The 3,510-nt window shown below is 39.7% G+C and carries 4 protein-coding genes and 1 pseudogene; 1 reads left to right on the forward strand and 4 read right to left on the reverse strand.

What is annotated here, in order from left to right; genetic code table 11:
• Both LC574_RS31750 and LC574_RS31755 read right to left on the reverse strand, forming a co-directional pair.
• Window positions 1–185, reverse strand: a 185-nt coding sequence (locus LC574_RS31750) for a hypothetical protein (RefSeq protein WP_229457543.1), incomplete at its 3' end; no start/stop codon positions are given.
• A 472-nt stretch (window positions 186–657) separates the two neighbouring features.
• The gene (locus LC574_RS31755) at window positions 658–1,026 is read right to left on the reverse strand and encodes a hypothetical protein (protein WP_229457544.1); all 369 of its coding nucleotides are present in this window, start codon (window positions 1,024–1,026) and stop codon (window positions 658–660) included.
• Window positions 1,027–1,383: 357 nt separating this feature from the next.
• On the opposite strand from LC574_RS31755, the gene LC574_RS31760 reads away from it, so the two are divergent.
• The gene (locus tag LC574_RS31760; RefSeq protein WP_229457545.1) at window positions 1,384–2,565 is read left to right on the forward strand and encodes an extracellular solute-binding protein; all 1,182 of its coding nucleotides are present in this window, start codon (window positions 1,384–1,386) and stop codon (window positions 2,563–2,565) included.
• A 123-nt stretch (window positions 2,566–2,688) separates the two neighbouring features.
• Here the strand turns inward: LC574_RS31760 and LC574_RS31765 are convergent, their stop codons facing one another.
• Window positions 2,689–3,237: a hypothetical protein gene (locus tag LC574_RS31765; RefSeq protein ID WP_229457546.1), complete on the reverse strand. Its 549-nt coding sequence runs from the start codon at window positions 3,235–3,237 to the stop codon at window positions 2,689–2,691.
• 47 nt (window positions 3,238–3,284) lie between these two features.
• Window positions 3,285–3,510: pseudogene (locus LC574_RS31770) on the reverse strand (SAM-dependent methyltransferase); the annotation flags it as partial.

Raw genomic sequence — 3,510 nt, forward strand, 5'->3', positions numbered from 1 at the left:
GTAATTTTAACTGCCCCTACCCGTTGATAGGAAATGGGGTTATTAGGATTGAGTCCCTTATTTACAACTAGTTGTGATGCTTCTTGAGGACTCAGCAGTTTGCCGAAATAGTCGTAATAGCCTAGCGGTTGAGTAGGAGCAGGTTGCAAAAGGTCAATCTTAGCGAAAGCTGTCTGGCTCGTCATCAACCAATTTGATAACAAGATGCCAAAAACACTAATGATAAAAACGCAGATTAATAAGAAAAGCTTGGTTTTTGAACTATACAATACCCTAAGAACACCAGTCTTAGGGTTGTTTTTTTTTTGTTTCATAGTGAGGTACTCACTAAAAGCTATAACGTAGATATATCATACTCTTACGTAAATATATGTAATAATGTGTTTAAGTTTTTTATCAATTTTATGGCTGGATTAGTTGCTTATACTTAAATATATGAACTTATCCCACTAATAATATTTGTGCTACAAAGCTTAAGCTTATTGAGAACTGAGAACGAAAAATTAAGGTTTTCAAGCACATTTTACGAAAAGAAGTAGGGATTTTTAGAATAGTGGGATAGGTTCATGGACATAAAGCCATGATTTGACATTGAACCTAAAGGCTTGCCTTCCCTACCTCTAGCCATTTTTTTAATTCGTTGAACTCAGGTTAAATTTAATGAATTCTCTCTCTAAGTAATTGTTCTTCCAAGGCAGCAATGCGATTGTATGCTGCTGTTAATTGCGCTGTCAGTCGTTGTATTTGAATTTCTGGTGTTATATTATCTCCACCTTGACGATGCATATCTAGATAAATGCCATCTATCAAGACATCCTTGTGTTCCATTTCTGGATTTAAATTGTTACGTCTGAACTGGTAGCCACCAGCTGCGCTATTTTCCTGATAATTATCCTTTGCTTGTGTATTCGCTAAAGAACACTCTGAGAAAGCTTGAGCTACTTTACCATCAAGCTGCTCAATCACTTGGCAGAGCGCATCCAGTTTTTCGCTTAAAGTCAGGATTTGCTTCTGTAATGGCTCCATTTAATACCCTCATCCGTACATTTTCTATATGTTATTCAATTTACTGTCAACGTTAACTATACTTATGGATTATTTAAGTATTGATAATTTTTGGTGCAAATGTGACATTTAAATCATTAATTCTAAATATTAAGTAAAATTTGACTATAAGTACTAATGAGGAAATTTATGGAGAAAAATTAATTTTTAGGGAGATATTTGCCGAAAAAGTCGCTATTTTGAGCCAAATATTCAAAATTATCAGTATTAACAAGAAAAAATACCGAGAATTTTCCAATTCCACTTTTTCAACTAGTCAGCCTCTGGTGAATCTCTGCTTAATATTAGGTATAATCAAAAATCTCAAATCCAAAATCAATGGATCGACGGTCTTTTTTGCTAGGTACAAGTACATTGGCACTTTCACAACTGCTTTTTGGCTGTGGTGGAAACAACCAGACGCAACTAAAAGTACAGTTATTAAAAGGTTCTATACCTGGTCAGGTGGTTAATCAGTTCCACAAAGGTTTGCAGCAACAGGTGCAGTTAAAGTTCGCTCCAGTCGAGCAGATACAAGATTTATTTCAGCAATTACAAAATTGGCAGCAGAAACCAAAAGCCACTGATGAGCAGGGATGGAGGCGCTTTATACCCTTTAGGCAAGGTGAAAAAACAACTGACACAGACCTAGTGACATTGGGAGATTACTGGCTAAAAGCAGCTATTGAGCAGAAACTGATTCAACCACTCCAAGAGGTACAGGGAAACCAATTAAAGCAGTGGTCTGCTTTAGATGAAAGGTGGAAACAATTGGTAACGCGCAACGACCAAGGTAATTTGGATACTCAAGGGAAGGTGTGGGGTGCGCCTTATCGGTGGGGTAGCACAGTGATTGTTTATAACCGTGACAAGTTGCGAAAATTGGGATGGACCCCCAAAGATTGGAGTGATTTGTGGCGAGAGGGAGTGCAGCAGCAGATTTCTTTACTCAATCAACCACGAGAAGTTATTGGTTTGGTCTTAAAGAAGCTAGGAAAATCTTATAATACAGAGAATCTTGACCAAGTACCAGACTTGGAAAAAGAATTACAGACATTAAACCAACAGGTAAAGTTCTACAGTTCCAATAACTACTTGGAACCTCTAATTATGGGAGACACTTGGCTAGCGGTTGGTTGGTCAAGCGATGTACTGCCAGTTCTGGGACGTTATCCGGAACTTGGCGCAGTTATCCCCCAGTCAGGAACAGCAATCTGGGCAGACTTGTGGGTACGTCCCGCAGGTATTACTACTAAGGGTACTTTATCAGAACAATGGATTGACTTTTGTTGGCAACCAAGCACAGCTAAACAAATTTCGGTGCTGACCAAAAGTAATTCGCCAATTTCTACAAATATTGTCGCTTCCGATATCCAAGAACCATTATGGAGTTTGTTAGAGAGCGATGTCTACGACGGGCTACGCCTACGCCAAGTTTTTGATAAAAGCGAATTTTTGCTTCCCTTACCCCCATCAGCAATAAAACAATACGAGTCTTTATTCGCCAAAATTAAGGTTTAATTGGGGATTGGGAATTGGGGATTGGGCATTGGGCATTGGCATTGGGTAGGTTATTCTCCTTGTCCGCTTGTCTCCCCACTCCCTACTCCCTACTCCCTACTCCCTACTCCCCAGACTAAATTACTAGAGTGAACGCTGTAACCCTATCTTGTTCTTAAGAGTCGTTTGGATACTGCATAAAGCTGGACTTGTATTAAAGTTGCAAGTGTAGGTTGCCAAGGGTTCTTTTTGATAATTAAATACCCGGACGTTGTAACCAAAGTTCCGTGCAGTGCTACCCAAGCGATTTACGAAGTCGTAGCGCTCTACATAATCTAGTAAGCTCCAAATTTGCTCATTCACGATCAAGTCTACTCGTGCAGGTTCTTTTTCAGAAGGTGGATATGCTATCCAATTATCTAATAGCTTTCTCTCAGAGTTTTGTTGTGCCCACCATAAACTAGGAACGGTTAATCGTTCTGGGTTTATGGTGTTAGCTGTGATTACATAGTCTTTTGGCTTGGTCAATAAGTCTAGTTCCAGAGGCGCATTAGAAGGCGATGGTATTGGGGGGGTTTGCGCTAGCGAGGGCGGGACTAGTAAAGTGCTGAGGCTAATGGTTAGTAATAATGAAAGTGATCTCTGGCGATGGCTGCGCCCGCCGCAGGCATCGCACAATTTAGGTATATGCATAGCTGATACTAATTCGTAATTAAGGTACTAGTAAAAATTCGCACAATTTAAAGTTTAATGGCAACTATGCGAATTCTTCGATAGTCTGCTGTCCAAGTCCCTTGTTGATATAGTGTTGGCTTAAGATATTCTTCCACGACGGGAATTATTTGTATTTGTTGCTCAGGTGAAAGTCTGGCGAAGAAAGTGCTGGCGAACATTTTAATCCAGTTTGCTATGCCAGCTTCTCCCTCTGCTAGAGGAGTTAGACGAGGAAACAAAATAGCATAAATG

Origin of the sequence: Nostoc sp. CHAB 5715 (assembly GCF_020829685.1) — a bacterium.
Classification (GTDB): domain Bacteria; phylum Cyanobacteriota; class Cyanobacteriia; order Cyanobacteriales; family Nostocaceae; genus Nostoc.